This is a genomic window from Ensifer sp. Root1252, from assembly GCF_001425885.1.
Lineage (GTDB): Bacteria > Pseudomonadota > Alphaproteobacteria > Rhizobiales > Rhizobiaceae > Ensifer > Ensifer canadensis.
This window is the reverse complement of record NZ_LMDT01000012.1, coordinates 829,051-854,564: the sequence shown is the minus strand read 5'-3', so window position 1 is coordinate 854,564 and position 25,514 is coordinate 829,051. Positions and strand designations below refer to the sequence as shown.

Annotated in this window: 23 protein-coding genes; 14 read left to right on the top strand and 9 right to left on the bottom strand. The window is 60.8% G+C overall.

The genetic code is table 11. The features are described from left to right. The first annotated feature begins 47 nt into the window (after nt 1-47). Nucleotides 48-368 (top strand): hypothetical protein, encoded by a 321-nt coding sequence (locus ASD02_RS16630; protein ID WP_038576103.1) that lies wholly within the window; start codon nt 48-50, stop codon nt 366-368. Here the strand turns inward: ASD02_RS16630 and ASD02_RS16625 are convergent, their stop codons facing one another. Further along, a complete protein-coding gene (locus ASD02_RS16625) occupies nt 369-1,859 on the bottom strand; it encodes an MFS transporter (protein WP_025427080.1) in 1,491 nt (496 codons plus the stop codon). A gap of 295 nt (nt 1,860-2,154) precedes the next feature. Between ASD02_RS16625 and greA the strand changes: the two genes are divergently transcribed. Next, nucleotides 2,155-2,631, top strand: coding sequence for a transcription elongation factor GreA (greA, locus tag ASD02_RS16620; protein ID WP_025427081.1), 477 nt, complete (start codon nt 2,155-2,157; stop codon nt 2,629-2,631). Between the two features lie 87 nt (nt 2,632-2,718). After that, entirely contained in the window at nt 2,719-3,774 is a 1,056-nt protein-coding gene (locus ASD02_RS16615; RefSeq protein WP_025427082.1) for a glycosyltransferase family 4 protein, read from the top strand. Nucleotides 3,775-3,797: 23 nt separating this feature from the next. Here the strand turns inward: ASD02_RS16615 and ASD02_RS16610 are convergent, their stop codons facing one another. The 4 genes from ASD02_RS16610 to ASD02_RS16595 all read right to left on the bottom strand — a co-directional run bounded on the left by ASD02_RS16610 (nt 3,798) and on the right by ASD02_RS16595 (nt 7,230). Next, nucleotides 3,798-4,820: a glycosyltransferase gene (locus ASD02_RS16610; RefSeq protein ID WP_057214353.1), complete on the bottom strand. Its 1,023-nt coding sequence runs from the start codon at nt 4,818-4,820 to the stop codon at nt 3,798-3,800. Then, nucleotides 4,817-5,848 carry a glycosyltransferase gene (locus ASD02_RS16605; protein WP_025427084.1) on the bottom strand — a complete coding sequence of 344 codons (1,032 nt, stop codon included), beginning with the start codon at nt 5,846-5,848 and terminating at the stop codon, nt 4,817-4,819. Before ASD02_RS16605 ends, ASD02_RS16610 begins: the two co-directional genes overlap by 4 nt. Before the next feature lie 18 nt (nt 5,849-5,866). Further along, the gene (locus ASD02_RS16600) at nt 5,867-6,676 is read right to left on the bottom strand and encodes a glycosyltransferase family 2 protein (RefSeq protein ID WP_057220829.1); all 810 of its coding nucleotides are present in this window, start codon (nt 6,674-6,676) and stop codon (nt 5,867-5,869) included. A gap of 83 nt (nt 6,677-6,759) precedes the next feature. Next, complete coding sequence (locus ASD02_RS16595; RefSeq protein WP_025427086.1) at nt 6,760-7,230, bottom strand: Lrp/AsnC family transcriptional regulator; 471 nt, start codon at nt 7,228-7,230, stop codon at nt 6,760-6,762. A gap of 847 nt (nt 7,231-8,077) precedes the next feature. Here ASD02_RS16595 and trxB point away from each other — a divergent pair. The 5 genes from trxB (at nt 8,078) to ASD02_RS16570 (ending at nt 13,002) form a co-directional block, all read left to right on the top strand. Next, on the top strand, nt 8,078-9,052 hold the full coding sequence (gene trxB, locus ASD02_RS16590) for a thioredoxin-disulfide reductase (protein ID WP_025427087.1): 975 nt from the start codon (nt 8,078-8,080) through the stop codon (nt 9,050-9,052). Nucleotides 9,053-9,167: 115 nt separating this feature from the next. Next, a complete protein-coding gene (locus tag ASD02_RS16585) occupies nt 9,168-10,064 on the top strand; it encodes a LysR family transcriptional regulator VtlR (RefSeq protein ID WP_038577011.1) in 897 nt (298 codons plus the stop codon). A gap of 616 nt (nt 10,065-10,680) precedes the next feature. After that, nucleotides 10,681-10,971: a metalloregulator ArsR/SmtB family transcription factor gene (locus tag ASD02_RS16580; RefSeq protein WP_025427089.1), complete on the top strand. Its 291-nt coding sequence runs from the start codon at nt 10,681-10,683 to the stop codon at nt 10,969-10,971. Nucleotides 10,972-11,012: 41 nt separating this feature from the next. Beyond that, nucleotides 11,013-12,134 carry an alkene reductase gene (locus ASD02_RS16575; RefSeq protein WP_025427090.1) on the top strand — a complete coding sequence of 374 codons (1,122 nt, stop codon included), beginning with the start codon at nt 11,013-11,015 and terminating at the stop codon, nt 12,132-12,134. Between the two features lie 67 nt (nt 12,135-12,201). Next, the gene (locus ASD02_RS16570) at nt 12,202-13,002 is read left to right on the top strand and encodes an aminoglycoside phosphotransferase family protein (protein WP_025427091.1); all 801 of its coding nucleotides are present in this window, start codon (nt 12,202-12,204) and stop codon (nt 13,000-13,002) included. A 2-nt stretch (nt 13,003-13,004) separates the two neighbouring features. On the opposite strand, the gene ASD02_RS16565 is transcribed toward ASD02_RS16570, so the two are convergent. Then, nucleotides 13,005-13,574, bottom strand: coding sequence for an XRE family transcriptional regulator (locus ASD02_RS16565; RefSeq protein ID WP_025427092.1), 570 nt, complete (start codon nt 13,572-13,574; stop codon nt 13,005-13,007). Nucleotides 13,575-13,610: 36 nt separating this feature from the next. On the opposite strand from ASD02_RS16565, the gene ASD02_RS16560 reads away from it, so the two are divergent. Together ASD02_RS16560 and ASD02_RS16555 are read left to right on the top strand one after the other, a co-directional pair. Further along, nucleotides 13,611-14,120, top strand: a complete 510-nt coding sequence (locus ASD02_RS16560; RefSeq protein ID WP_025427093.1) for a GNAT family N-acetyltransferase — start codon at nt 13,611-13,613, stop codon at nt 14,118-14,120. Between the two features lie 151 nt (nt 14,121-14,271). Next, entirely contained in the window at nt 14,272-15,153 is an 882-nt protein-coding gene (locus ASD02_RS16555) for a lytic transglycosylase domain-containing protein (protein WP_234907880.1), read from the top strand. Here ASD02_RS16555 and ASD02_RS16550 read toward each other — a convergent pair. Further along, nucleotides 15,143-16,177, bottom strand: coding sequence for an NAD(P)H-binding protein (locus tag ASD02_RS16550; protein WP_025427095.1), 1,035 nt, complete (start codon nt 16,175-16,177; stop codon nt 15,143-15,145). The two genes, ASD02_RS16555 and ASD02_RS16550, sit on opposite strands and share 11 nt — an antisense overlap. A gap of 94 nt (nt 16,178-16,271) precedes the next feature. Between ASD02_RS16550 and ASD02_RS16545 the strand changes: the two genes are divergently transcribed. After that, nucleotides 16,272-17,186, top strand: coding sequence for a LysR family transcriptional regulator (locus ASD02_RS16545; RefSeq protein ID WP_057220828.1), 915 nt, complete (start codon nt 16,272-16,274; stop codon nt 17,184-17,186). Between the two features lie 46 nt (nt 17,187-17,232). On the opposite strand, the gene gyrA is transcribed toward ASD02_RS16545, so the two are convergent. Then, on the bottom strand, nt 17,233-20,007 hold the full coding sequence (gene gyrA / locus ASD02_RS16540; RefSeq protein ID WP_025427097.1) for a DNA gyrase subunit A: 2,775 nt from the start codon (nt 20,005-20,007) through the stop codon (nt 17,233-17,235). A 334-nt stretch (nt 20,008-20,341) separates the two neighbouring features. On the opposite strand from gyrA, the gene ASD02_RS16535 reads away from it, so the two are divergent. Then, nucleotides 20,342-20,971: a MarC family protein gene (locus tag ASD02_RS16535; protein WP_025427098.1), complete on the top strand. Its 630-nt coding sequence runs from the start codon at nt 20,342-20,344 to the stop codon at nt 20,969-20,971. 264 nt (nt 20,972-21,235) lie between these two features. Here the strand turns inward: ASD02_RS16535 and ASD02_RS16530 are convergent, their stop codons facing one another. Further along, a complete protein-coding gene (locus ASD02_RS16530) occupies nt 21,236-21,784 on the bottom strand; it encodes a single-stranded DNA-binding protein (RefSeq protein ID WP_025427099.1) in 549 nt (182 codons plus the stop codon). A 280-nt stretch (nt 21,785-22,064) separates the two neighbouring features. Between ASD02_RS16530 and uvrA the strand changes: the two genes are divergently transcribed. Together uvrA and ASD02_RS16520 are read left to right on the top strand one after the other, a co-directional pair. Next, nucleotides 22,065-24,986, top strand: coding sequence for an excinuclease ABC subunit UvrA (gene uvrA / locus ASD02_RS16525; RefSeq protein ID WP_025427100.1), 2,922 nt, complete (start codon nt 22,065-22,067; stop codon nt 24,984-24,986). 44 nt (nt 24,987-25,030) lie between these two features. Beyond that, nucleotides 25,031-25,504 (top strand): GNAT family N-acetyltransferase, encoded by a 474-nt coding sequence (locus ASD02_RS16520; protein WP_057220840.1) that lies wholly within the window; start codon nt 25,031-25,033, stop codon nt 25,502-25,504. The last annotated feature ends 10 nt before the right edge of the window (nt 25,505-25,514 follow it).

Genomic DNA, 25,514 nt, shown 5'->3' with positions numbered 1-25,514 from the left:
TTACATGCCCACATGCGCTCCCAAGTCGGAAAGATCCGGCACTGCGCATGGGATGGGGCAACATCGTGCAGGTCTATTTCTTCGATTTGTATTGGGGCGACGAGCGCTTTGTCGACGAGGACGGCATCAGTCACTTCGACGAAGGTTCCGCCCTGTATTACGGCCAGCGAATTGCCGACAAGATTGGCCGCGATGCCGACTATGGATCGCTGAGGGTCCATGTGCGCTCGGGCAGCGGCGAGATTCTGGCGACGATTGCGCCGTCAGACGGTCGTGGCCGTGAACAGGACGCTTTGATCGGTCGAGGCAGCCTTGGCGTATTCCGCCGCCCCACCGAAACCGCCGCCGCCCTGCCCACGGCCTGGTGATCAATCGACCGTCACGGGCCGCTGTGCCCGAGCCTCGCTGCGTGTTGGCCTTCGGCTGCGCGCAAGCCGGACAGTCCTGATGCCGAAGAACAACGACGCAACCGAGATCACGCAACTCAAGGCAAACACCGCTAACAGCGCGTCGCGCATGACGGCCAACCGTGCGCCTTCATCGAAGCCGCGTATGTTGGCGGTCAGCCCGAAGACGGCTGCGCCGACTGCGTAACCTGCGGATTGCAGCGTCGGCAGCAGTGCCGAAGTCTTGTCTCGCTCAGGGGGCGGCGACACATCCATCAGCAATTGGCTGAGCGTGCCCCAGCAGACGCCGAAGCCGGCACCAATGGCAATTTGACCTGCGAAAACCAACCGAAACTCCGCTGTCGCGATCGCGACCGTCAGGCCGATGAGCCCGAGGCAAAGCAGCAGTGGCCCGACCCAGATCAATCGTACACGCAGATCATGCGAGCGCAGGCTCGCCACCAGAATGGCGGTCAAGCTCCACGACATCGCCATCAGCGCGCTCGAGAATCCGGCGGCCGTCGGGCCGAAATTCCAGAGGTGTTGCAAGCCGTAGACGAGATAGACGGAGCCGGAAGCCTGCGCCAACGGCATCAGCAGAATGATCCAGAGGCCGGTGCCGAGCGGGCGCCCGATCGAAAATGCGCCAAGCGGGAGAATTGAGTGCCTGGAGCGACGGTCGAGATGCACAGTGTTGACGAGAACGGCGATCGCTACGACCACGAGCGCCGCCATGGCAAATCCGTTCTGGAGCATATTCGAAACCGAGATCAGCAGTATGCCCAGGCCAAATGCGATCAGGCGAAAAAGCGGAATGGGTTGCACGATCTGCGCCGAAGCCGACCGTCTGGGTACGATGGCAAGGACCAGCGCAATAAAGATGGCGGCGGCGGGAATGTTGACGAAGAAGGCCGCACGCCATGACCAGTGTTCGGTGAGAAATCCTGAAATGAGCGGACCGGCAAAGGCAGCACTTGCCCAGACGATGGCCTCTGCACCGAAGACCTTCGGCACGAGCCGAGGCGGGAAAAGCTCCGGGATCAGTGCATAGCAAATAGCGGCAATGATGCCCTCGCCCAGCCCTTGAAACAGCCTTCCGACCAGGACCTGCGGCATGCTCGTCGCCAGCGTCGCAATCACTGTGCCGGTGACGAAGACAAGCGCTGCTGCGATCAACGCATTGCGGGCGCCGAAGCGCGCCTTGAGATTGGCAGCCAATGCCCCGCCGATGATTGCAAAGACGAGATAGAGGGTGAAGGCCCAGGAGAGCAGTGCCGCACCGCCAAATTCCTCGACTGCCGTCGGGAGCGCGGTCGAGATGAAGAACTCGTTGAAGGCAAAGAGCGCGACACCGAGGCAAAGCGTCACGGTCGCCGCCAGATGGTTGGGTTGCAACAACTCGGCCCAACGCCCTTCCGCTTCTGAATGGCCCTCGGCTTTCCCTGCGTCGCGGTCGTCTTTTGTCGTGCTCATCCTGTCATTTCCGTGTGTTCGTCGTTTCGGAAACAGAACTGTTACGACCTCAACCGCGGTTGAGGTAAAGCCCATTATCGAGGATGTCAAATTGGTAGGAGCGTCTGCAAGTTGCGCCCCCCAAGTGAAGGACGCGGTGGATCATGGCGAAAAATCTGGCATTGGCAGTTTCCTTTCTGCTATAAGAACGGTTCGGATATTTCGGACGGTTCCGGTGCTTGCGCGCCGGAGACCGTTTTCTTTTGCGTTGGCGCCGCCCCCAAGCGGCGCCTCGTGCTTGATGAAGGACATTGAAATGGTCGACAAAGTGCCGATGACACAGGGTGGATTCGTCAACCTGCAGGAGGAGCTGCGCTGGCGCCAGCAGGAAGAGCGACCACGAATCATCGAGGCCATCGCCGAAGCACGCGCGCATGGCGACTTGTCGGAAAATGCCGAGTACCATGCCGCCAAAGAGGCTCAGAGCCACAACGAGGGTCGCGTCGGCGAACTCGAAGACCTGATCGCGCGCGCCGAAGTCATCGACCTGTCGAAGATGTCCGGCTCCAAGATCAAGTTCGGTGCCAAGGTGAAGCTCGTCGACGAGGACACCGAGGAAGAAAAAACCTACCAGATCGTTGGCGATCAGGAAGCGGACGTTAAGGCTGGACGCATCTCCATCTCGTCGCCGATCGCCCGCGCGCTGATCGGCAAGGAAGTCGGCGATTCCATCGAAGTGAACGCACCCGGCGGTTCCAAGGCCTACGAAATCCTCGCGGTAAACTGGGGCTGATCGCCCCTTTGGGGCGACGGTTCCGCTTCGCCCCGATCCCCCTGCCTCCAAGACATTGACTGTCGCATGCGCAAGGAGAGCGATTCCGTGGCTGACATCCGGGACGTCGAGGTGATCGCTCCCAATTTCAAGCGGCGCCTCTCGGGCGTTACCTCGACAATCATCCAACTCATCCCGATCCAGCGCGCGCTGGGTCAGAAGATCGCGGTGCTCGGTCCGGGTCTTCCCGACAGTCTGCCTTCGATCAGGTTTCTCGATCTCCTGCATCTCTGGAAAGCGCCCGACGGCCGGCGCTGCCGCGTCTGGCACGCTCGGCGCAACGTCGAGATGTTGCCGGCGATCATCCTGCGCGATCTCCTGCGCATGAAGTTGAAGATTGCCTTCACCTCGGCATCCCAGCGCCGCCATACGGGCTGGAGTAAATTTCTGATCGGCCGTATGGATGCGGTGATCGCGACAAGCGGCAAGACAGCCGCCTATCTCGAAGTGCCGAACGACGTCATCCTGCACGGGATCGATACCATACGGTTCCAGCCGCCCGTCGATCAGCATCAGGCGAAGGCCGCACTTGGCGTCGATCCGGCCCAGAAATTCGTCGGCTGCTTCGGGCGGGTCCGCCGTCAGAAGGGCACCGATCTCTTCGTTGATAGCATGATCGCCCTCCTGCCCTGCCGTCCAAGCTGGAGCGCGATCGTTGCCGGTCGGGCGACGGGTCCGCATGTGGCATTTGAAAACGAGCTCAAGGAGCGCGTCGCCAAAGCCGGGCTTGCCGAGCGTATCCTGTTTGTCGGTGAACACACCAACATTCCCGACTGGTACCGGGCGCTCGATCTTTTCGTCGCGCCGCAGCGCTGGGAAGGATTCGGTCTGACACCGCTCGAAGCCATGGCAACGGGCGTTCCCGTCGTGGCGACCGATGTCGGCGCATTTTCCGAACTGGTTGTGAGCGGTGCAGGCGAAACCGGGACGATCGTCCCGGCCGATAACCTTCAAGCCATGGTCGAGGCGACGGCCGCGTTCATGGATGGTGACCGGCGGCGCACAGCAGCGGGTGCGAATGGCCTTGTCCGCACCGCCACTTCGTTTGCGATCGAAGGCGAAGCGGCCGCCATCAATTCAGTGTACGAACGGCTGATGCGCTGACCGGCCTAGTGGCCGACTGCCGCCTATTTCTTCGAGGCGAACAGCTTCAAATAGGCGTTGGTGATGGCCTGTTTGGAAAACTGGTTCATCAGCGTTTCGTAGCCGCGTTCTGCCAAACGCGACCCGATCTGTCGGTCGTTTGCTATGCGCTCGATGGCGTGGCCGAAACCCTCGGCATCGCCGATATCGACCATCAGGCCGTTTTCACCGTCGCGCATGAACCATTGCGGTCCTTCAGAGCGGCTTGAAACGACTGGCGTGCCCTGCGCCCAGGATTCGAGAATAACGTTGCCGAGTGGTTCATGGCTTGACGCCATGACGAAGATGTCTGCGGCGGCCAGGAACGCACGCGTGTCCTTTTGCCAGCCGGCAAATCGCACCCGGCCCGAAACACCGAGATCGATGGCAAGCTTTTCGAGGTTTTCGCGCTCTTCCCCATCTCCGACAAGCCAGAGATACGCACCCGGCACCTTGGCGATCGCTTCGATCAGCGTATGGAAGCCCTTGCGCTCAACGAAGCGGCCCATCGACATGACGACCGGCGCGTCGTTCGGCGTATCCAGCGTGGCGCGGCTGACGGCAGCGACGCGTTCGGTATTGGTGAAATTGGAGATAACCTCGACGTCGCGCTTCCAACCGATTTCGCGCACATGCGCGGCGATGCCAGGAGTGTTGCAGACGAGGCAGTCGGTGTTGCGGAAGTAGTCGAGCCGCGGCGGGTAGTCGCCGAGCCGCGAGATCTTGATGCAACCCTTGTAGTTCGGCATCAATTCGCTGGCACGGGGCGCCCATGCCATAAGAGCATCCGGCTTCCACGTCTTGGCGAGCCGTGCTGTCTTCCATGGAAGAAGGATGCGGTCGACCGACAGGTTCCGGAAATGGCTCTCTTTGATTCCGACGGAAGGGCTGATGTCCTTGCGCCAGATCCGATCCGGTCGAATGATCGCCTTCTGTTCAACGCCGCGCTCGGCAAAGGCATTGACGAGATGGACGAAGAAACGCTCGGCGCCACCATCCTTGCCGAAGTGAAAATGGACGAGTTTCATGTTTGCTTCGAACCCCGGGCAAACAGCTCGAGGTAGGTCTCTGAGATCACCTGCTCCGAAAAACGCTTGGCAAGCGTATCGCGCCCACCTTCGCAGAGGCGCGTGCGAAGCGCCGGGTCGTCGCGCAGCCGTTCGATAGCGATTGCCAGACCCTCCGCATCGGCACAATCAACCATCAGTGCGTCCTGGCCATCCGTCATGACCCAGGACGGCCCCTCGGCGCGAGACGCAATAGTGGCTACTCCCGCACCCCACCCCTCAAAGCAGACGTTGCCCAAAGGCTCATGCAATGATGTGATCGCGAAGGCATCGCCCGCCGACAGGTAGCCATAGGCGTTCGTCTTCCAGCCAGGAAAGCGCACACGGTCCCTTATGCCGAGTTCTTCTGCAAGCCGTTCGAGGTTGGCGCGTTCGGGACCATCGCCCAGCAGCCAAAGATAGGCGCCATTGACCTTGGCGACGGCGCGCAGCAGATGATCGAAGCCCTTTCGCGGCACGAACCGCCCCATGCCGACGACGACAAAGGCATCCTCCGGCGTTTCGAGGTCTCGGCGCTCTATCGCGGCCGCCGGCGTTGCCCGTGTGAAGTTGGCGATCACTTCGACCCCACGCTTCCAGCCGAGCTTTCTGACGCGATCGGCGATATCGGGTGTTATGCAGACGAGCGTCTCGACATTCGTGTAGTAACCGAGGTGCTCCGGATAATCGCCAAGTCGGGAAATGCGGAAGGCCTTGTTGTAGACAGGCATGAAACGGCTTGCGCGAAGCTGCCAGGCCATGATCACGTCGGGTTGGAACTCCCGCAATATCCGCTGCATGCGTGCCTGAAGGACAAAGCGCGAGAGCGAAATTCGGCGAAAGACGCCTTCGTAGATCTTGCCGCAATGCTCCAGCTCTTGACGCCAGCTTCTGTCGGGCCTGATCAGCATGCGCTGCTCGACACCACGATCATGCAATGCGTTGACGAGATTGACGAAGAACCGTTCCGCTCCACCGTCCTTGCCAAAATGGATATGCATCACTTTCATAAAATCACCTGGATGCTTTCAATGCAGAGCGGCATCATCGTTGTTGGGACGCTTACTGAGTGCGTGCCTCTGATAGATTTTTGCGGCGGTCAAGAATGCGTATACGGCGCCCGTCATGGCTTCGATGAAGCCCGGAAAGCCACAGCGCCAAAGCCCGTTTCGGAAATAGAGACGATAAAAGTAAAGCGGTGGGCTGAACAGCATCTTGTATGGCCGCGGTGGTTTTCCGGCCGCTGCCTGCTGATCCGCCTTCAGCGTGGAGTACTTGTTTTCCTTCAGGATCTGTTCGTCGATAACAAGCGGACGATAATGAAGCAGGCTGCCTTTGCTGGCGGCGCCAACATGACCATCGGGTACGATACCCTCGTGCACTTTCTGACTGAGGTCGTAGCGTCCCCTGCCCTTGCGGATCAGGCGCAGATTTCGCCTCTCATGCACGCGCACCGGCGTATAACCGTAACCGATCAAATAGGGGCGGCGCGCCACGCGCCAGCCGACCGTCTCGGCCGGCCCGTCAAGCAGCGACGGCAGAAGCGCCTTCAGCGGTTCATCAAGGCGTTCGTCGGAGTCGATGTTGAAGCACCAGGGTTGCGTGCACTGGTCCAGCGCGAACTGTTTCTGGCCCGCATAGCCCCGCCAGGGCTCGTGCATGAAGCGGATCGGCCATCCATTATCGATGAAGGATTGCACGAGCGCGGCAGTGCCATCCGCCGATCCCGAATCGACGATGACGATCTCGGCGCACTGCTCGAGGCTCTCGATGCAGTTGCCGAGGTAGGCCTCTTCATTCTGGCAAATGATGAAGGCGGAAAGCGGAAGTTTGCTCATGGATGACGCCACTCAACTTCGGTCGTGTCTGCGTTCTCCAAGGGAGCCTCGCTGCCGTTGCGGATCCGCAAGTGTTCCGGATCCTAGATCTGGACCAGCCCGATATCCTTGACCTGACGAATGGTCAACATCGTGCGAACCGTATCGACGCGCTCGTTGGCGGTCAAAACCTCGATGACGAAATCCTGGAACGCGGTCAGGTTCTCGGCGACGCAATGAAGCAGAAAGTCGCTTTCGCCCGAGACTGTCCATGCCTGGCGCACGATCTGCCATTCCGCGGTTGCCGCGGCGAATGCCTTGAGATCCGCCTCCGACTGCCGCTTGAGACCCACCATGCAGAAACCCACCAGATCGAAGCCGAGCGCCGGTGCGTTCAGCAGCGCGTGGTAGCCCTTGATAACGCCGGTTTCCTCGAGTTTGCGCACCCGTCGCAGACAGGGGGGCGCCGAAATGCCAACACGCTGGGCGAGATCCACATTGGTCATCCTGCCGTCACGCTGGAGCTCGCGAAGGATCTTGAGATCGATTGCGTCGAGCTCGACTTGTTTCGTCATGAAGGTTCGTCCTTTTCACAAAGCGACTTTGATGCATGGGGCAAAGCCGAAGAGGAGTATCTTTGCTTGGATTGCCCGGTAGGTTGTCGTCACCGAGCCGATTTTATCAGGTTGGCCATAGAGAATTGATCGACAGTCGACCGTCCGTTCGACCTGCACGTAGTGACGGACCCTGCGTGTGCAGTTCTCGCTCGTAGCGCGTGAGCCTTGTGTTATCGGCGGGCGATCTTGGAGGCGTGGAGGCGTATGTTTGCGATCCGGTTCCCGCACTGAAGGCGAGGCTACTCTCCGGTCGTGAATTGCCGAACGCGGCGAGTTCGCGGTCGAGCCAAACGCGGCTTGCATTCAACCCCATATGCCTCTCCAGCAAAGTGAATCCGCGTGAAATATCGCCAAACCGATCCGACAACAAGCATCTGCGCCGACTATTCGCGGGAAAACCGGCGTTCAGAGGCGGTCGCGCCCGGTTGACATCGATTCTTTTGGGGGCGTTCGTCGAAAAACCTGTGGCGATCCACGCCTTCGCGCCCGTCCTAGGTCTTCCGTCAGGCGTGTAAGGGGGCAATGTCGTGTTGCCCTCGATCCCTGTATCTCATGTTCCGTTCGCTGGATCCGGTTCTCATGCGATGTCATCACGGGCTTGTGACGTGAAGAAGGGGGACGCAAGCGGTGCAAAAATGCCTGATCTGGTGTCAAATCGGCGCCTTGGGCTCAAGCACTTGTGTGTATCACCGCGACCGCCCTTGAAAGTCCCGGGGGGGAATACCTAAAGTATGGCACTATTTGCCTGTGATGTAACGGAACCGGACAGGGCCCTTCGGCCATTCGGTGAGCGAAGGACAAGACCATGACTGCCCGCCACGTAAAAGCGCTGATCATCGGCTCCGGCCCGGCCGGTTATACCGCCGCCATCTACACGGCGCGCGCGATGCTGGAACCGGTCCTGATCGCCGGCATGGAACAAGGCGGCCAGTTGATGATCACCACCGATGTGGAGAACTATCCGGGCTATGCCGATCCGGTTCAGGGTCCGTGGATGATGGAGCAGATGCTGAAGCAGGCGACGCATGTTGGCGCCGAGATCGTCAATGATCTGGTCACGGATGTTGACCTTTCCGTTCGCCCCTTCCGCGTCAAGACCGACAGCGGCAACGATTGGACGGCTGACGCCTTGATCATTGCCACCGGCGCCAAGGCAAAGTGGCTCGGCATCGAAACCGAGCCGACTTTCATGGGCTTCGGCGTTTCGGCCTGCGCCACCTGCGACGGGTTCTTCTATCGCAACAAGGACGTCATCGTCGTCGGCGGCGGCAATTCGGCCGTTGAAGAGGCTCTTTACCTCTCCAATCTCGCAAAGACCGTCACCGTCGTTCATCGCCGCGATTCGTTCCGCGCCGAAAAGATCCTGCAGGAGCGCCTGTTCGCCAAGCCCAACGTCAAGATCATCTGGGACCACGAGGTCGTCGAATATCTTGGTGCCGCCCCCAAGCCGCCGATGCCTGCATCGGTCAATGGCGTGAAGCTGCGCAACACCAAGACGGGCGAAACGAGCGACATGGTGACCGACGGCGTCTTCGTCGCAATCGGTCATGCGCCGGCTGTCGAACTGTTCAAGGGCAAGCTCCGGCAGAAGTCCAATGGCTATCTCTGGACGGCCGCTGATTCGACGGCGACCGATATACCCGGCGTTTTTGCCGCAGGTGACGTCACCGACGACATCTACCGCCAGGCCGTGACGGCTGCAGGCATGGGATGCATGGCGGCGCTCGAGGCCGAGAAATACCTGGCGGGTCATATGCCCGTCGCAATTGCAGCCGAATAGAAGCTGCGAATCGGGAAGCTCCAGGCAAGGAGCCTTCCCGTATGGGAACAGATGCATCAGCCGCACGCGGAGGACATGATCCCGTCCCCCGGGGTGGTTTCATATGGGGGACTTCATGTCGCTGGATTGGGACAAACTGCGCATTTTTCACGCGGCGGCCGAGGCTGGGTCGTTCACGCATGCGGCAGACAAGCTCCATCTCTCTCAGTCGGCGATCAGCCGTCAGGTGAGCTCGCTTGAGCAGGATGTCGGCATCAAGCTGTTCCACCGCCACGCGCGCGGCCTGATCCTGACCGAGCAGGGCGAGATCCTCTACCGGACTGCGCACGAAGTGCTGATGAAGCTCGAAAGCGTCAAGGTTCAGCTGAGCGAGACGACCGACAAGCCGAGCGGCAAGCTGCGCATCACGACGACCGTAGGCCTTGGCCAGGGCTGGCTGACCGACAAGATCCAGGAGTTCATGTCGCTGCACCCTGATGTCCAGGTACAGTTGATCCTCGATAACGAGGAGCTCGACGTGAACATGCGCCATGCCGACTGCGCCATTCGCCTGCGCCAGCCGCAGCAATCCGACCTGATCCAGCGCAAGCTCTTCACCGTGCATATGCACGTCTATGCGGCGCCCTCCTACATCAACAAGCACGGCGAACCGCAGTCGCTCGACGATCTCGACAACCACCGCATCATTACCTTCGGCGAACCTGCGCCAAACTACCTGCTCGACGTCAACTGGCTCGAAATCGCCGGCCGCGATTCCGACAACCCGCGGACCTCGCATCTGCAGATCAACAGCCAGACCTCGATCAAGCGCGCCTGCCTGCTCGGCATCGGCATAGCGATGCTGCCTGACTATATCGTCGGCCGCGATCCAGGCCTGATACAACTTCCGATCAGTGCCGACATTCCGTCGTTCGACACCTACTTCTGCTATCCCGACGAGATGAAGAATGCTGCCAAGCTCAAGGTCTTCCGCGATTACATCGTCGCCAAGGCCAGGAACTGGAGCTTCTGACGCCAAAGGCGCCATTGCTCGATTTGTGAGCATTTACCGGATGGCTGATTAGCTCGTTGTTTTATAATCGTAATTTAGATCGTGCGGCGCATTTGGTGCGCCGCATTTTGTTTGTGCGGTGCAAAAATGAGCAGTGATGCGCACATGGCATGGCTGACATGCATATTAAATGATTGCTGCTCGCCCAAAAAAGCAGCATACCACCCTCAGCTGATGCATCTTTGGTGGCTTCTCCTCCCAGTGCCACCGCAGCAGCTGTTCCCCTCTGGAGGTTTAATTACCTTCACAACTATAAGGGCCCAAGTCATCTTGTGGCCCTCTTTTTTTGTCTACTGTGTGGACACGGGCGAGCCGTGACGAAATTCACAGCCGGCTATTGAAAGCTGGTACTTCGCTTCCCATATCAAAATGTAGCTGATGCATTCTTGGTGGCTTTCTCCTCCCCGCCACCGCAGCAGCTGTTCCCCTCTGGAGGTTCTAATTACCTTCACAACTACAAGGGCCCAAGTTTTCTTGCGGCCCTCTTTTTTTGCTCATTTCCTCCTCACGCTCTTGTGATTTGAATATCGAGTGTAGCCGATACATCTATCGATAAAACACGATATGGCGATAGACGATGGATCGAGACGAAATCTTCAAGGCCCTGGCACACCCGGCAAGAGTGAGCATCCTTGCTTGGTTGAAGGAGCCCGAGGTGCACTTTCCGACCCAGGAGCATCCGTTTGAGATGGGCGTTTGCGCGGGGCAGTTCGAGCGCTGCGGCCTGTCGCAATCGACCGTATCCTCCCATCTCGCCATTCTCCAGCGCGCTGGCCTGGTGACAACCCGCCGTCTCGGCCAATGGGTTTTCTACAGGCGCAACGAAGAGACGATTGCCGCGTTCCTGAAGGACATCGGCAGTCTCTGACACCCCCCCCCAAGACCAAACTGAAACCGAAAGGACCTGCAATGGCTACCCTATTCGATCCCATCACCATTGGTGACATCACCCTGAAGAACCGCATCGTCATGGCGCCGTTGACGCGCAATCGTTCGCCGAAGGCCGTGCCGAACACACTCAACGCCACCTATTACGAACAGCGCGCATCGGCTGGCCTGCTGATCACCGAGGCAACTGCGATCACCCAGCAGGGCCAGGGTTATGCCGATGTGCCCGGGCTCTACACATCCGAAGCCCTCGAGGGCTGGCGCAAGGTCACCGATGCCGTGCATGCCAGGGGTGGCCGGATTGTCGTACAGATGTGGCATGTCGGCCGGATCTCACATGATTCGCTGCAGCCGGACGGTGGCAAGCCGGTTGCACCTTCAGCGATAAGGGCAAAGTCCAAGACCTATCTGATCAATCCCGATGGCACGGGTTCGTTTGCCGAAACCTCCGAACCGCGTGCGCTCGACATCAGCGAACTCGACGGGATCGTTGAGGACTATCGCAAGGCTGCCCGCGCCGCGATCGATGCCGGCTTCGACGGTGTCGAGATCCACGCCGCCAATGGCTATCTCATCGATCAGTTCCTGCGCTCCGGTTCGAACCAGCGCACCGACGCCTATGGCGGTTCGATCGAGAACCGCGCCCGCTTCCTGTTCCAGGTAGTTGATGCCATCACCTCGGAGATCGGCGCCGGCCGTGTCGGCATCCGTCTCTCGCCGGTGACGCCCGCCAACGACGCCTTCGATCCGGAGCCGCAGGCGCTGTTCAGCTATGTCGTCAAGAACCTGGCCCGTTATCCCCTCGCCTATCTCCACATCATCGAGGGTGCGACCGGCGGTCCGCGCGATCACCAACAGGGCGAGCGTCCGTTCGACTACCACGCTCTACGCGCCGTCTATGCCGCTGCCGGCGGCAAGGCTGCCTGGATGACCAACAACGGATATGATCGCGATCTGGCGGCAAAGACAGTTGAAAGTCGCGAGGCCGATCTGGTCGCCTTCGGTAAGCCGTTCATTGCCAATCCTGACCTTGTCGAGCGCCTGCAGGAGAACGCTCCGTTGAATGCGCCGGATCAAGCGACGTTCTATGGCGGCGGCGCAAAGGGCTATACCGACTACCCGTCTCTTGAACAGGTCGCCTGATACCACCACATCCCTCAAGCCCCGCCGGTCGGCGGGGCTTGATCGTCAACGGACCATCCCTCCTTGTATGTTTGCTCCCTACCTCGAAAAATGGTCGCTGCAGCCGGACGGTGACCGGGTCTCAACGCGATCGAGCCAACTGCTGCCGGTGCGCTGGCGCGGCCTGCCGGCAATGCTGAAGGTCGCTCACGAGGTGGAAGAGAAGCTCGGCCGGTTGCCGATGCTCTGGTGGGCCGGCCAGGGTGCTGCCGAAGTCTATGCCGACGACGAGGATGCGCTTGTGATGGAACGTACCGACAGCCGGCGATCGCTGTTTCATATGGCGATGACGGGAAGCGACGAGGTGGCGACACGGATCATCTGCGGGACGGTGGCGGCGCTCCATGCGCCCCGCGATGCGGCCATTCCCGATCTCGTCCCGCTTGAGAGATGGTTTGCGGCACTGGCGCCGGCAGCACGAACCCATGGCGGCGTGCTGGCGCGTTCGCTTGCGGCGGCCGAGGCCTTGTTTTCCGATCCGCATCCGCCGGTCGTGCTGCATGGCGATGTTCACCACGGCAACATTCTCGACTTCAGTGCCCGTGGCTGGTTGGCGATCGACCCGAAGCCGGTCTATGGCGATCCGGGTTACGACTATGCCAATCTCTTCTGCAATCCGGAACTGGCTGTGGTGAGCGAGCCCGGTCGCCTGCAACGCCATCTCGCTATTGTCGCAGAGGCGACTCGACTGGCGCCGCGCCGTATCCTTTCCTGGATTCTGGCCTATGCGGGTCTCTCTGCCGCATGGTTTCTGGAGGATGATGACGACTTCGATGTCGAGGGCGAAATGCTGGTCGCGCGGATCGCTGCAGCCGAAATCGACAGGTAGCGTCAGCGGCTGCTTAAGAGGATCACCGCATAGACACATAACGTATCGTTGCCATTGCGGAAGATGCAGTCCGTGGGTGGTCCGAGCTCAAGGCAATCGCCTGCTGCCAGCGCATGCGTCTCCTCGCCTTCCGTGAAGGTCAAGGCGCCCTGCTTCACCCAGATCAACTGGCGAAACATTGCATAGGCGGCCGCCGGCATAGGCACGTCCGCACCCGCTGGCAGTTCGACCTCGATCAGTTCCAGCGGCAGCTCGGAGTTCGGTGAGACATGCCGCCTGAGATATCCGCTTTGCGGATCGCGCCAGACCGGCTGGTGCTCGCGCCGCGACAGGCGACCCTCCTGAATTTCCGCGCGGGCGATCAGCGTCGACATGGTCAGGCCGAAGGCACCGGAAAGCCGCGCAAGCAATGTTGCCGTCGGACTGCTATCTGCGCGCTCGATCTTGTGGATCATCGTGCGGGAGACGCCGGAGCGTTCCGCAAGCTCGCTCAGTGACCAGCCGCGGATTTCCCGCTCGAGACGAATGCGATCACTGATGCGTTGATCAAGGCTGTACACTTTAGTATCCATGACGTAGTCATATAGTGTACGAACATGCGGGGCAACATGCTGACCAGGCAAGCAACGAAAGATGACCTGCCGGTCATCTGCGACATCTACAACGACGCGGTGGCCAATACGACCGCCATCTGGAACGACACGATCGTCGATGTCGCCAATCGAGCTGCCTGGCTCAGGGCGCGAAGCGATGCCGGATACCCGGTCCTGGTCGCGGTGGCAGACAGCGGCGATATCGTCGGCTATGCCTCCTTCGGCGACTGGCGTGCGTTTGACGGTTACCGGCACACGGTCGAGCATTCCGTGTATGTCCACCGCAAAAGCCGTGGCGGCGGCATCGGCCGCGAGCTGATGGTTGCCTTGATCGCCGAGGCCGAACGTCTCAACAAGCATGTGATGGTGGCGGGGATCGAGTCGGAGAATGCCGCCTCGATCCGGCTTCACCAACGGCTGGGTTTCACAGAGACCGGTCGAATGCGCGAAGTTGGAACGAAGTTCGGCCGTTGGCTCGACTTGACCTTCATGCAACTGGTGCTCTCCACCGGCTCACCCGCCTGAAGGACCTGTTTTTCCTGACCTCGCGAGATGCTATGTATAAAGCCGGTCTGTTTCGATGAGGCATTGCGGGCGGTACGGCATGGGGAACGGCAGCTCAAAAGGTCTTGCGTTTGCCGCCAGAGGGCTGCTGGCGCTTTTGATGGCCGTGAGCATGGGGTCGCCGGATATCGCTCAGGCTCGCATCGACGAGCTGCCGGTGCGCGCCAAGTGCATCTATGTCGGCCGGTCGGTGACGGACCCGGTTAAATCGCTGTGCATCAGCAAGGAAAGCTTCGAGCGCGATGTTTGCGGCGTCATCGATCATTATGCCGCCGCCAATGACTTGCCTTCAGCCTTCTTTGCGCGCCTTATCTGGCGCGAAAGCCTGTTTCGGCCGAATGCGGTCAGCCCGAAAGGGGCGGAAGGCATCGCGCAGTTCATGCCGGGAACGGCGAAAATGCGTGGCCTTTCCAACAGTTTCGATGTCGTTGCCGCTCTGGGAAAATCAGCCGAATATCTTGGTGAGCTGAAGTCGCGCTACGGCAATCTCGGTTTTGCCGCCGCCGCCTACAATGCCGGTGAAAATGGGCTGGAGCGTTTCCTCGAAGTGGACTGGCTGCCGACGGAGACACGCAACTATGTGCTGGCGATCACCGCCTACAGCGTCGAGGACTGGCGGGACAATCCGCCAAAGACACTCGATCTGACGCTCGACAAGAGCAAGAATTTTCTCGACGGCTGCGTGGCGCTGGCCAGCACCCGCCAACTGCGCGAGATCGACGTGATCGATGAGGCGGAGTGGGCGCCCTGGGGCGTACAGCTTGCGGCGCATTTTCAGAAATCGGTGGCGCAGCGGCTCTTCGTCAACGCTGTCAAACGTCTGCCGGCCCCGATCCGTAGCGAGAAGGCCCTGCTCCTGCGCGAACGCAATGCCAGCTTCGGCCGCCGCATTCGTTATGCCGCCCGAATCGGCCGCGATAGCCAGGTGGAAGCCAATGCGCTTTGCGCCACCATTCGGAAAAATGGTGGCGCTTGCTTGGTCTTCAGGAACTGATCGCCATTTTGGCTGGGGTGAGTCCCTCGCCGGCGCCGATTTGTCCGGCACTCTGCGGCAAGCAGCCGAGCGCCTTGAGGGTTTTGGCCACCGCTTCATCGATCGGTGTACGCGGCTCCTCGCCGAGCAAGTCCAGCAATCGATTGTTCGGCATCCGTAGCGGTTGGCGCCAGAGGTAGCGCATCTTGCGCAACTCCCGAAAGAGCGGGACGAAGGGGGAAGCCAGCGTCACCAGCCACCATGGAAAGGCACGTGCCGGAAGCCTTTGCTGTCCCGCTGCGCGCCGGATGGCGGCGATCATCTTCGTGCCGTCATCATCGACGAAACCGCCCATATGGTAGACGGCAAAGGCCGGCAGATCCTCGGCACGCTCGACCAGACGGATCATCGTCTCGGCCACATCGGGCAGATAGGCCCATTGGTGGGCGACGCCCTTCTTTCCGGGATAGCTGATCGCGGTCAGCGGCTTGCCCGGCTTGACCAGCCCTTGCGAAAACCAGTTGTTGGCGGCATCGGGGCCGAAGAAATCTCCAGCCCGCAGGATGATCACGCCGACACCGGCGTCTGACGCAGCTTTCAATCGAAGTTCCATCTCCTTGCGGATCATGCCCTTGTCCGTATGCGGGTTCTGCGGGCTGTCTTCGGTCAGAAGCGGGAAGGCATCCTGACCGAAATTGTAGATCGTGCCCGGCAGCAAAATGCGCGCGCCTTCCGCTTTCGCGGCGGCAATGGTGTTGTCGAGCATCGGCAGTACCAGCTTGCCCCAGTTGCGGTAACCGGGCGGATTGACGGCATGAACGATCAGTTCGACGCCTTCTGCGGCGGCGCGAACGTCCAGCCGCTTCATCGCATCGCCCTCCACCCATTCGTACGCGGGCGCCTTCTGCGCGGCCTTGGCGATATTGCGATTGAGTGCGCGCACTTTCCATCCCCGCTGGCTGAGGCCGCGGGCGACGGCACCACCGATGCCGCCGGTCGCGCCCAATACCAGGACTGTTCTTGCCTTTTCCAGATTGTCGGTCATTGCGTCTGCTCCATCGGTTCTGATGGAGGAAATGTCGTGCAATTCCGGGATAAACGGAATTGTCGTTTTCTGTTTCATTGCTATACTTTTATGTATGAGCAAGATCGAGCCGAGCTGGGACTACTACCGGACTTTCCTGAAGGTGCTGAAAGAAGGCTCGCTGTCGGCGGCGGCGCGCGAGCTCGGCCTGACGCAACCGACGGTCGGGCGCCATGTCGATGCAATGGAGGAGATGCTCGGCTTTCCGCTCTTCACTCGCTCGCCGCAGGGACTGTTGCCGACCGATGCCGCCCGCGCGCTTCAACCCTATGCCGAAGCGCTCGCAGCAACATCAGCGGCCCTGCTTCGCGCTGCCTCCGGCCAGCAGGATACGGTCAGCGGAACGGTGCGCATCAGTGCCAGCGAAGTGATCGGTATCGAGGTGTTGCCGCCGATCCTTGCCGAGCTGCATGTGCAATATCCGGATCTGACCATCGAGCTGTCGGCTTCCGATGCGATCGAGGACATCCTGCGGCAGGAGGCGGACATCGCCGTGCGCATGGCGGTGCCCAGTCAGGATGCGCTGGTGGCGCTTCATATCGGCGCGGTGCCGCTCGGTTTTCACGCCCACCGGCGATACCTCGACCGGCGCGGCACCCCGGCCACGATTGCCGATCTGAGCCGCCACAGCCTGATCGGCTATGACCGCGAGACGGCGGCGATCCGGGCAATCATCGCCCGCACACCCGGCCTGCCGGACGTGCGCTTTGCGCTGAAGGCAGACAGCAACCTCGCGCAGCTTGCCGCCATTCGCGCCGGTTTCGGCATCGGTATCTGTCAGAATGCGCTTGCTGCCCGCGACCCCGATATTCTCCCGGTACTGGCGGACGGGTTCGTAATGAAGCTCGAGACATGGCTCGTCATGCACGAAAACCTGAAGGCGGCGCCGCGTTGCCGGGTGGTCTTCGATGCGCTGGCCAAGGGCCTGAGAACCTACATTCGCCCGCCGGAAATCATGGCTGCCCAATAAAAAAGCCCGCCGATCGGCGGGCTTTTCAGTCGGTTGGAGCCGCCTATCAGGCTTCGGCTTCCGGCGTTTCCGGTGCGCCGTTTTCGGCTGCCACCAGGTCCTCGCCTTCTTCGTCACCTTCCGGTTCGCTGATGCGCTCGACCGAGACGACCTTTTCGTCCTTGGCCGTCGAGAAGATCGTCACGCCCTTGGTGGCGCGGCTGGCAAGCCGGACGCCATTGATCGGCACGCGGATCAACTGGCCGCCATCGGAAACGAGCATGATCTGATCGTTGTCTTCGATTGGGAAGGCCGCGACGAGTACGCCGATCTCCGTCGTCTTCGAGGTGTCGGTGGCGCGGATGCCCTTGCCGCCACGACCCGAGGTGCGGAAATCGTAGGACGACGAACGTTTGCCAAAGCCCTTCTCCGAAACCGTCAGAACGAACTGTTCGCGCGCCTTCAGCTCTTCGTAGCGCTCGTTGGTGAGTTCGCCACCTTCGGTGACTTCCTCGCCGACCAGAGCGATTTCTTCTTCCTCGCCGTTCGTGCGCCGCTCGGCGGCTGCGCGCTTCAGGTAGGCCGCCCGTTCCCATGGCTCAGCATCCACATGGCCGAGGATCGCCATCGAGATGATGCGGTCGCCGTCACCAAGGTTGATGCCGCGGACGCCGATCGAGTTGCGGCCGGCAAAAACGCGCACGTCGTCGACCGGGAAGCGAATGCACTGGCCGAGCGCCGTCGTCAGCATGACGTCGTCATGCTCGGTGCAGGTGTCGACCGAGAGGATCTCGTCGCCATCCTCCTCCAGTTTCATCGCGATCTTGCCGTTGCGGTTGACCTGGACGAAGTCGGACAGTTTGTTACGGCGCACCGTGCCGCGCGTCGTCGAGAACATGACGTCGAGGTTTTCCCACGTCGTTTCGTCCTCGGGCAGCGGCATGATCGTCGTGATGCGTTCGCCGGGTTCAAGCGGCAGCATGTTGATCAGTGCCTTGCCGCGCGATTGCGGCGTGCCGATAGGCAGGCGCCAGACCTTCTCCTTGTAGACGATGCCACGGGAGGAGAAGAACAGAACCGGCGTATGAGTGTTGGCAACAAATAGCCGGGTAACGAAATCCTCGTCCCTGGTTGCCATGCCGGAGCGGCCCTTGCCGCCGCGGCGCTGCGCGCGATAGGTGGTCAGCGGCACGCGCTTGATGTAGCCGAGATGCGAGACGGTCACGACCATGTCTTCGCGGGCGATCAGGTCCTCGTCGTCCATGTCGGGACCGCCTTCGGCGATCTCGCTGCGACGCGGCGTGCCGAACTCCTCGCGAACGGCGGTGAGTTCGTCCTTGACGATGGTCATGATGCGGAGACGCGACGACAGGATATCGAGGTAATCCTTGATTTCCTCGCCGATCTTGTTGAGTTCGTCGCCGATTTCGTCACGACCAAGCGCAGTCAGGCGCTGCAGGCGCAGGTCGAGAATGGCGCGCGCCTGCTCTTCCGACAGGTTGTAGGTATTGTCTTCGTTGATCCGGTGACGCGGGTCGTCGATCAGCCGGATGAGGCTGTCGACGTCATGCGCCGGCCAACGGCGCTCCATCAACTGTTCGCGCGCGGTCTGCGGATCGGGCGCATGCCGGATCAGCTTGATCACTTCGTCGATGTTGGCAACCGCGATGGCGAGACCGACCAGGACATGCGCACGGTCGCGCGCCTTGCGCAGCAGGTACTTCGTTCTCCGGCTAACGACTTCCTCGCGGAACGAGACGAAGGCGCGCAGCATGTCGAGCAGCGTCATCTGCTCCGGCTTGCCGCCGTTGAGCGCCACCATGTTGCAGCCGAAAGACGACTGCAGCGGCGTGTAACGGTAAAGCTGGTTCAGGATGACGTCGGCATTGGCGTCGCGCTTGAGTTCGACGACGACGCGGTAGCCCTGACGGTCCGATTCGTCGCGCAGATCCGAGATGCCTTCGATGCGCTTATCGCGCACCAGTTCGGCCATCTTCTCGATCATCGTCGCCTTGTTCACCTGGAAGGGAATCTCGGTGATGATGATCTGCTCGCGGTCACCGCGCATCGGTTCGATATGGGCACGACCGCGCATGATGACCGAACCGCGGCCGGTCTCGTAGGCCGAGCGGATACCCGAGCGGCCGAGGATGAGCGCACCGGTCGGGAAGTCCGGCCCCGGGATGATTTCCATCAGCTCCGGCAATTCGATCGCCGGGTTGTCGATCAGCGCCATACAGCCGTTGATGACTTCGACGAGGTTGTGCGGCGGAATGTTGGTCGCCATGCCGACCGCGATGCCGCCGGCGCCGTTGACGAGCAGGTTCGGGAACTTCGCGGGCACCACCACCGGCTCGCTCATCGTGCCGTCGTAGTTGTCGCGGAAATCGACCGTTTCCTTGTCGAGGTCGTCGAGCAGCGAGTGCGCTGCCTTCTGCAGGCGGCACTCGGTGTAGCGTTCTGCCGCCGGCGGGTCGCCGTCGACCGAGCCGAAGTTGCCCTGGCCGTCGATCAGCGGCAGCCGCAGCGACCAATCCTGGGCCATACGTGCCAGCGCATCGTAGATCGCCGAATTGCCGTGCGGGTGGTATTTGCCCATCACGTCCCCGGTGACACGGGCGCATTTGACGTACTTCTTATTCCAGTCGATGCCGAGTTCGCTCATCCCGTAGAGGATGCGGCGATGAACGGGTTTCAGGCCGTCACGCACGTCTGGAAGCGCGCGGCTGACGATGACGCTCATGGCGTAATCGAGATAGGACCGCTGCATTTCCTCGATGATGGAAATCGGCTCGATGCCTGGCGGAGTCTTTCCGCCGCCGGGAGTGCTTTGCTCAGTCAATTGTGATCACGATCTTTGTTCAGAATCAGTCGGATATTTATAGCCGAATGCGCCTGGAAGCGCCAATTTTGGCCCGTGGTTGTGAACAGTCTTTTGCCGTCGGAACAGGCTTTTCTAGGGCATTGCAGCGGAAATCGGAAGTGCTGGCGACAAAGTCGGCTGCCCGGCCTGAACGGCTGTGAGAAGGTTCCGTCACATCCTCATTAAGCTATTGCTCAAGCTTTGGCCACCGACCCCTTCCCAAGCCCCCTCCGCTTGCCTAACAATGCCGATCTGCCACCGGGAAAACTCGGGGCGCGCGCGCACGCACGCGACAATCCGGAAGGGGAAACGGATGTTCAATGTCGACCTCCTGGTCAACGCACTCACCACCCTGCTCGTCACGCTCGATCCGCCGGGGCTCGCCCCGATCTTCCTGAGCCTCACCGTCGGCCTCAGCCGGCAGGAACGCTTTCAGGTCGCCACACGCGGCTCGCTGATCGCCTTCTTCATCCTTGCCGCCTTCGCCGTCTTCGGTAACGGCATTCTCGGCCTGCTCGGCATATCCATCGGTGCCTTCCGCATCGCCGGCGGTCTGCTGCTGTTCTGGATTTCCTTCGAGATGATCTTCGAGAAGCGTCAGGAGCGAAAGGAAAAGACCGGCGAAAACGCCACCACCAAGGACCACATCCACAATATCGCGGTGTTCCCGCTTGCCCTGCCGCTGATTGCCGGGCCGGGCGCGATCTCCGCGACGATCCTGCTTGCCGGCTCGTTCCCGACGGCGGTCGAGCGCACGCAGCTGTTGATCGTCATCGCGCTGTCGATGGTCAGTCTTTTCCTGGCGCTTGTCATCGCCGAACGCATCGACCGTTTTCTCGGCGTCACCGGCCGGGCAATCCTCACGCGCCTGCTTGGGGTCATCCTGGCGGCACTTGCAGTCCAGTTCGTCGTCGACGGCGTGAAATCGGCAATGGCGGTCTGAGGGGCCATCGGGACGTTTGAGCGCTTCCGCTTTGGATAGAGTTGCGGAAGCGTCCCGTCTCCTGGTCATACGCACTTCCGGACGGAAAACCGCTTCGCACTTTTCCTGGAAATGCTCCAACCGACAGAAACGTTCATTCGAACGCAAAAAGGGCCGGTTTCCCGGCCCTTTTTCAATGTCACGATATTGCCATTAAAGGCCCGTGCCGTTCCAGTCTGCTCACCAAAGGGCGTCCGCAACTGAAAATCGCCGTGTTCGCGTGGCTCAGAACGGGATGTCGTCGTCGAGATCGCGCGAGAAGTTGCCGCCACTCTGGCTGCCCTGACCACCCTGGCCGCCGCCGGAGCGACCGCCGCCGGAGGACTGGCGCGGCTGCTGATCGTAGTCGTCGTAGCCGCCGCCAGCGCCGCCACCGAAATCGCTGGAGCCGCCACGGCCGGCGCCGGAGCCGCCGCCCTCGCCGCGACCATCAAGCATGGTCAGCGTCGAGTTGAAGCCCTGCAGCACGATTTCGGTCGAGTAACGATCATTGCCCGTCTGGTCCTGCCATTTGCGGGTCTGCAGCGCGCCTTCGATATAGAGCTTCGCGCCCTTCTTGACGTATTGCTCGACGACCTTGCACAGGCCTTCGTTGAAGACGACGACGGTGTGCCATTCGGTCTTTTCCTTGCGCTCGCCGCTGTTGCGGTCACGCCAGGTTTCCGATGTGGCAATGCGCAGGTTGGCGATCGGCCGGCCGTCCTGCGTGCGCCGGATTTCCGGGTCCGCCCCGACGTTTCCGACCAAGATCACCTTGTTGACGCTACCAGCCATATTGCTTTTCCCGTGGTTTTGCCGCGCCGCCGGCACGGCTTTCGAATTTCAAGAACGCGTATCTTAGCGGTCCGCTGCCGCGGATACGCCCCGCATCATACATAATCCACAACAGATTTAGTCGATTTGCGTGTTGTTTGTTCTTTCTTTGTTCTAATATTTCCCTATGATCCTGTCAACCGAATCGAAATGGCCACCAGTTTTGCCGATTGCGCCTCGACATGGGCGTTAGCGTCATTACATAGGGGGCTTTCAACCGACATGCAAAAGCTGGCTTCCGATGAGCGAACTCAAGACCATCTCCATTCGTGGCGCGCGCGAGCACAATCTCAAGGGCATCGATCTCGATCTGCCGCGCAACAAGCTGATCGTGATGACAGGGCTTTCCGGCTCCGGCAAGTCGTCGCTCGCCTTCGATACGATCTATGCCGAAGGCCAGCGTCGCTACGTTGAGAGCCTGTCTGCCTATGCGCGCCAGTTCCTCGAGATGATGCAGAAGCCGGATGTCGACCAGATCGACGGCCTGTCGCCGGCAATCTCGATCGAGCAGAAGACGACCTCGCGCAACCCGCGCTCGACGGTCGGCACCGTGACCGAGATCTACGACTACATGCGCCTGCTGTTTGCGCGCGTCGGTGTGCCCTATTCGCCGGCGACCGGCCTGCCGATCGAAAGCCAGACAGTCAGCCAGATGGTCGACCGTGTGCTCGCCTTCGGCGAAGGCACGCGTCTTTATATTCTTGCGCCGCTCGTGCGCGGCCGTAAGGGCGAGTACAAGAAGGAACTCGCCGAACTGATGAAGAAGGGCTTTCAGCGCGTTAAGGTCGACGGCACCTTCTACGAGATCGCCGAGGTTCCTGCCCTCGACAAGAAGTACAAGCATGACATCGACGTCGTCGTCGACCGTGTCGTCGTGCGGCCCGATCTCGCCTCGCGGCTTGCTGACAGCTTGGAAACATGCCTGACGCTGGCCGACGGTCTCGCCGTTGCCGAATTCGCCGACAAGCCGCTGCCGCCGGAAGAAACCGCGGCCGGTGGCTCGGCCAACAAGTCGCTCAACGAAACCCATGAGCGCGTGCTGTTTTCGGAAAAGTTCGCCTGCCCGGTCTCCGGCTTTACGATTTCCGAGATCGAGCCGCGCCTGTTCTCATTCAACAATCCCTTCGGTGCCTGCCCGACCTGCGATGGCCTCGGCAGCCAGCAGAAGATCGACGAGGCGCTGATCGTACCAGAGCATAACAGGACGCTGCGTGATGGCGCGATCGCGCCTTGGGCCAAATCGTCGTCGCCCTATTACAACCAGACGCTGGAAGCGCTCGGCAAGGTTTTCGGATTCAAGCTCGGCAATCGCTGGAGCGAACTGTCCGTCGACGCGCAGAAAGCCATCCTGCACGGCACCGAAGAGAAGATCGTCTTTCATTATGAAGACGGCGCTCGCTCCTACAACACCACCAAGAATTTCGAAGGCATCGTGCCCAACCTCGAACGCCGCTGGAAGGAAACCGACAGCGCCTGGGCGCGCGAGGAGATCGAGCGCTATATGTCGGCTGCCCCCTGCCCGGCCTGCGCTGGCTTCCGCCTGAAGCCGGAGGCGCTCGCCGTCAAGATCGACACGCTGCATATCGGCCAGGTCACCGAGATGTCGATCCGCATCGCACGGGACTGGTTCGAGGCATTGCCGGGACATCTCAACACCAAGCAGAACGAGATCGCCGTTCGCATCCTCAAGGAGATCCGCGACCGCCTGCGGTTCCTCAACGATGTCGGTCTCGAATATCTCAGCCTGTCGCGCAACTCCGGCACGCTGTCGGGTGGTGAAAGCCAGCGTATTCGCTTGGCATCGCAGATCGGCTCTGGTCTGACGGGCGTGCTCTACGTGCTCGACGAACCGTCGATCGGCCTGCACCAGCGCGACAACGCCCGCCTGCTCGAGACGCTGCGCCATTTGCGCGACATCGGCAACACGGTCATCGTCGTCGAGCATGACGAGGACGCTATCCTGACGGCCGACTATGTCGTCGACATCGGCCCGGCCGCCGGCATCCATGGCGGCGAGGTCATCGCCCAGGGTTCGCCTGCCGACGTGATGTCCAATCCGAAGTCGCTGACCGGCAAGTATCTCTCCGGTGAACTGTCGGTTGCCGTCCCGAGCGAACGCCGCAAGGCGAAAAAGAAAAAGGAAATCACCGTCGTCGGTGCACGCGCCAACAACCTGAAGAACGTCACGGCGTCCATTCCGCTCGGCATTTTCACCGCGGTTACGGGCGTGTCCGGTGGCGGCAAGTCCACCTTCCTGATCGAGACGCTCTACAAGGCCGCCGCCCGCCGTATCATGGGCGCGCGCGAAAACCCGGCCGAACACGATCGCATCGACGGCTTCGAGCACATCGACAAGGTGATCGACATCGACCAGTCGCCGATTGGCCGCACGCCGCGCTCAAACCCGGCGACCTACACCGGTGCCTTCACCCCGATCCGCGACTGGTTTGCCGGTTTGCCGGAAGCCAAGGCCCGCGGTTACCAGCCCGGTCGCTTCTCGTTCAACGTCAAGGGTGGGCGCTGCGAAGCCTGCCAGGGCGACGGCGTCATCAAGATCGAGATGCACTTCCTGCCGGATGTCTACGTCACCTGCGACGTCTGCCACGGCAAGCGCTACAACCGCGAAACGCTGGACGTGCATTTCAAGGGCAAGTCGATCGCCGATGTGCTCGACATGACCGTCGAGGAAGGCGTGGAGTTCTTTGCTGCCGTTCCCGCAGTGCGCGACAAGCTGGTGACGCTGAACCAGGTGGGGCTTGGCTATATCAAGGTCGGTCAGCAGGCAAACACGCTCTCGGGCGGCGAAGCCCAGCGCGTCAAGCTCGCCAAGGAACTGTCGAAGCGCTCCACCGGACGCACGCTCTATATTCTCGACGAACCGACAACCGGCTTGCATTTCCACGATGTGGCAAAGCTTCTTGAAGTTCTGCATGAACTCGTCAACCAGGGCAATTCGGTCGTGGTCATCGAGCACAATCTCGAGGTGATCAAGACGGCCGATTGGGTCATCGACTTCGGTCCCGAAGGTGGCGACGGCGGCGGCGAAGTCATCGCGAAGGGCACGCCGGAGGATGTCGTCAAGGAGCCGCGTTCCTATACCGGCCAGTTCCTGAAGGAGCTTTTGGAGCGTCGTCCGATGAAAAAGGTTGAGGCGGCCGAGTGAGCGTCTCGGGCAATAGGCGGAGCGACACCGTCGCCGGCTTCGCGATGATGCGGCCGGCGACGCTAGATGACCTGCCCGCCGTGCGGGATATCACCGTTGCCGCCTACGCGCCTTATACCGACCTGCTCGGTGGACTGCCTTTGCCGGTTACCGAAGATTACGTGCCTCGCATCGCCCGCGAAGAGGTCTGGATCCGTGACGATGGCGATGCGGTTTCTGCGATTGCCGTTTTCGAACGGCATGCGGATCATCTTTTGATCTTCAGCATTGCCGTTGCGCCCTCCTTCCAGCGTCAGGGGCTAGGGAGCGAGCTGTTGCGGTTTGTTGATGCACAGGCGGAGGAATGCGGCGTGGCAGACGTGCGGCTCTATACCAATGCGCGGATGGAGCGAAACATCGCGCTTTATCGTGCCTATGGTTTTCAAGAAACGGGTCGCCGCCCGAACCCCTATCGGCCAGGGTGGACGCTGGTGGATATGGCCAAGCCCGCGAGGCAGATGGCGTCCGAACGAAACTAGTTGCGGCTTG

What these genes read in the sequence shown, in the direction of transcription:
- ASD02_RS16595 (WP_025427086.1), bottom strand. Translation starts at nt 7,230, where the DNA reads ATGACGAAACAAGTCGAGCTCGACGCAATCGATCTCAAGATCCTTCGC.
- ASD02_RS16535 (WP_025427098.1), top strand. Translation starts at nt 20,342, where the DNA reads ATGTTCAATGTCGACCTCCTGGTCAACGCACTCACCACCCTGCTCGTC.
- ASD02_RS16520 (WP_057220840.1), top strand. Translation starts at nt 25,031, where the DNA reads ATGATGCGGCCGGCGACGCTAGATGACCTGCCCGCCGTGCGGGATATC.
- ASD02_RS16550 (WP_025427095.1), bottom strand. Translation starts at nt 16,177, where the DNA reads ATGACCGACAATCTGGAAAAGGCAAGAACAGTCCTGGTATTGGGCGCG.
- ASD02_RS16570 (WP_025427091.1), top strand. Translation starts at nt 12,202, where the DNA reads ATGTTTGCTCCCTACCTCGAAAAATGGTCGCTGCAGCCGGACGGTGAC.
- ASD02_RS16575 (WP_025427090.1), top strand. Translation starts at nt 11,013, where the DNA reads ATGGCTACCCTATTCGATCCCATCACCATTGGTGACATCACCCTGAAG.
- ASD02_RS16555 (WP_234907880.1), top strand. Translation starts at nt 14,272, where the DNA reads ATGGGGTCGCCGGATATCGCTCAGGCTCGCATCGACGAGCTGCCGGTG.
- ASD02_RS16600 (WP_057220829.1), bottom strand. Translation starts at nt 6,676, where the DNA reads ATGAGCAAACTTCCGCTTTCCGCCTTCATCATTTGCCAGAATGAAGAG.
- trxB (WP_025427087.1), top strand. Translation starts at nt 8,078, where the DNA reads ATGACTGCCCGCCACGTAAAAGCGCTGATCATCGGCTCCGGCCCGGCC.
- greA (WP_025427081.1), top strand. Translation starts at nt 2,155, where the DNA reads ATGGTCGACAAAGTGCCGATGACACAGGGTGGATTCGTCAACCTGCAG.
- ASD02_RS16605 (WP_025427084.1), bottom strand. Translation starts at nt 5,848, where the DNA reads ATGAAAGTGATGCATATCCATTTTGGCAAGGACGGTGGAGCGGAACGG.
- ASD02_RS16610 (WP_057214353.1), bottom strand. Translation starts at nt 4,820, where the DNA reads ATGAAACTCGTCCATTTTCACTTCGGCAAGGATGGTGGCGCCGAGCGT.
- ASD02_RS16630 (WP_038576103.1), top strand. Translation starts at nt 48, where the DNA reads ATGGGATGGGGCAACATCGTGCAGGTCTATTTCTTCGATTTGTATTGG.
- ASD02_RS16530 (WP_025427099.1), bottom strand. Translation starts at nt 21,784, where the DNA reads ATGGCTGGTAGCGTCAACAAGGTGATCTTGGTCGGAAACGTCGGGGCG.
- uvrA (WP_025427100.1), top strand. Translation starts at nt 22,065, where the DNA reads ATGAGCGAACTCAAGACCATCTCCATTCGTGGCGCGCGCGAGCACAAT.
- ASD02_RS16565 (WP_025427092.1), bottom strand. Translation starts at nt 13,574, where the DNA reads ATGGATACTAAAGTGTACAGCCTTGATCAACGCATCAGTGATCGCATT.
- ASD02_RS16585 (WP_038577011.1), top strand. Translation starts at nt 9,168, where the DNA reads ATGTCGCTGGATTGGGACAAACTGCGCATTTTTCACGCGGCGGCCGAG.
- ASD02_RS16560 (WP_025427093.1), top strand. Translation starts at nt 13,611, where the DNA reads ATGCTGACCAGGCAAGCAACGAAAGATGACCTGCCGGTCATCTGCGAC.
- ASD02_RS16545 (WP_057220828.1), top strand. Translation starts at nt 16,272, where the DNA reads ATGAGCAAGATCGAGCCGAGCTGGGACTACTACCGGACTTTCCTGAAG.
- ASD02_RS16625 (WP_025427080.1), bottom strand. Translation starts at nt 1,859, where the DNA reads ATGAGCACGACAAAAGACGACCGCGACGCAGGGAAAGCCGAGGGCCAT.
- ASD02_RS16580 (WP_025427089.1), top strand. Translation starts at nt 10,681, where the DNA reads ATGGATCGAGACGAAATCTTCAAGGCCCTGGCACACCCGGCAAGAGTG.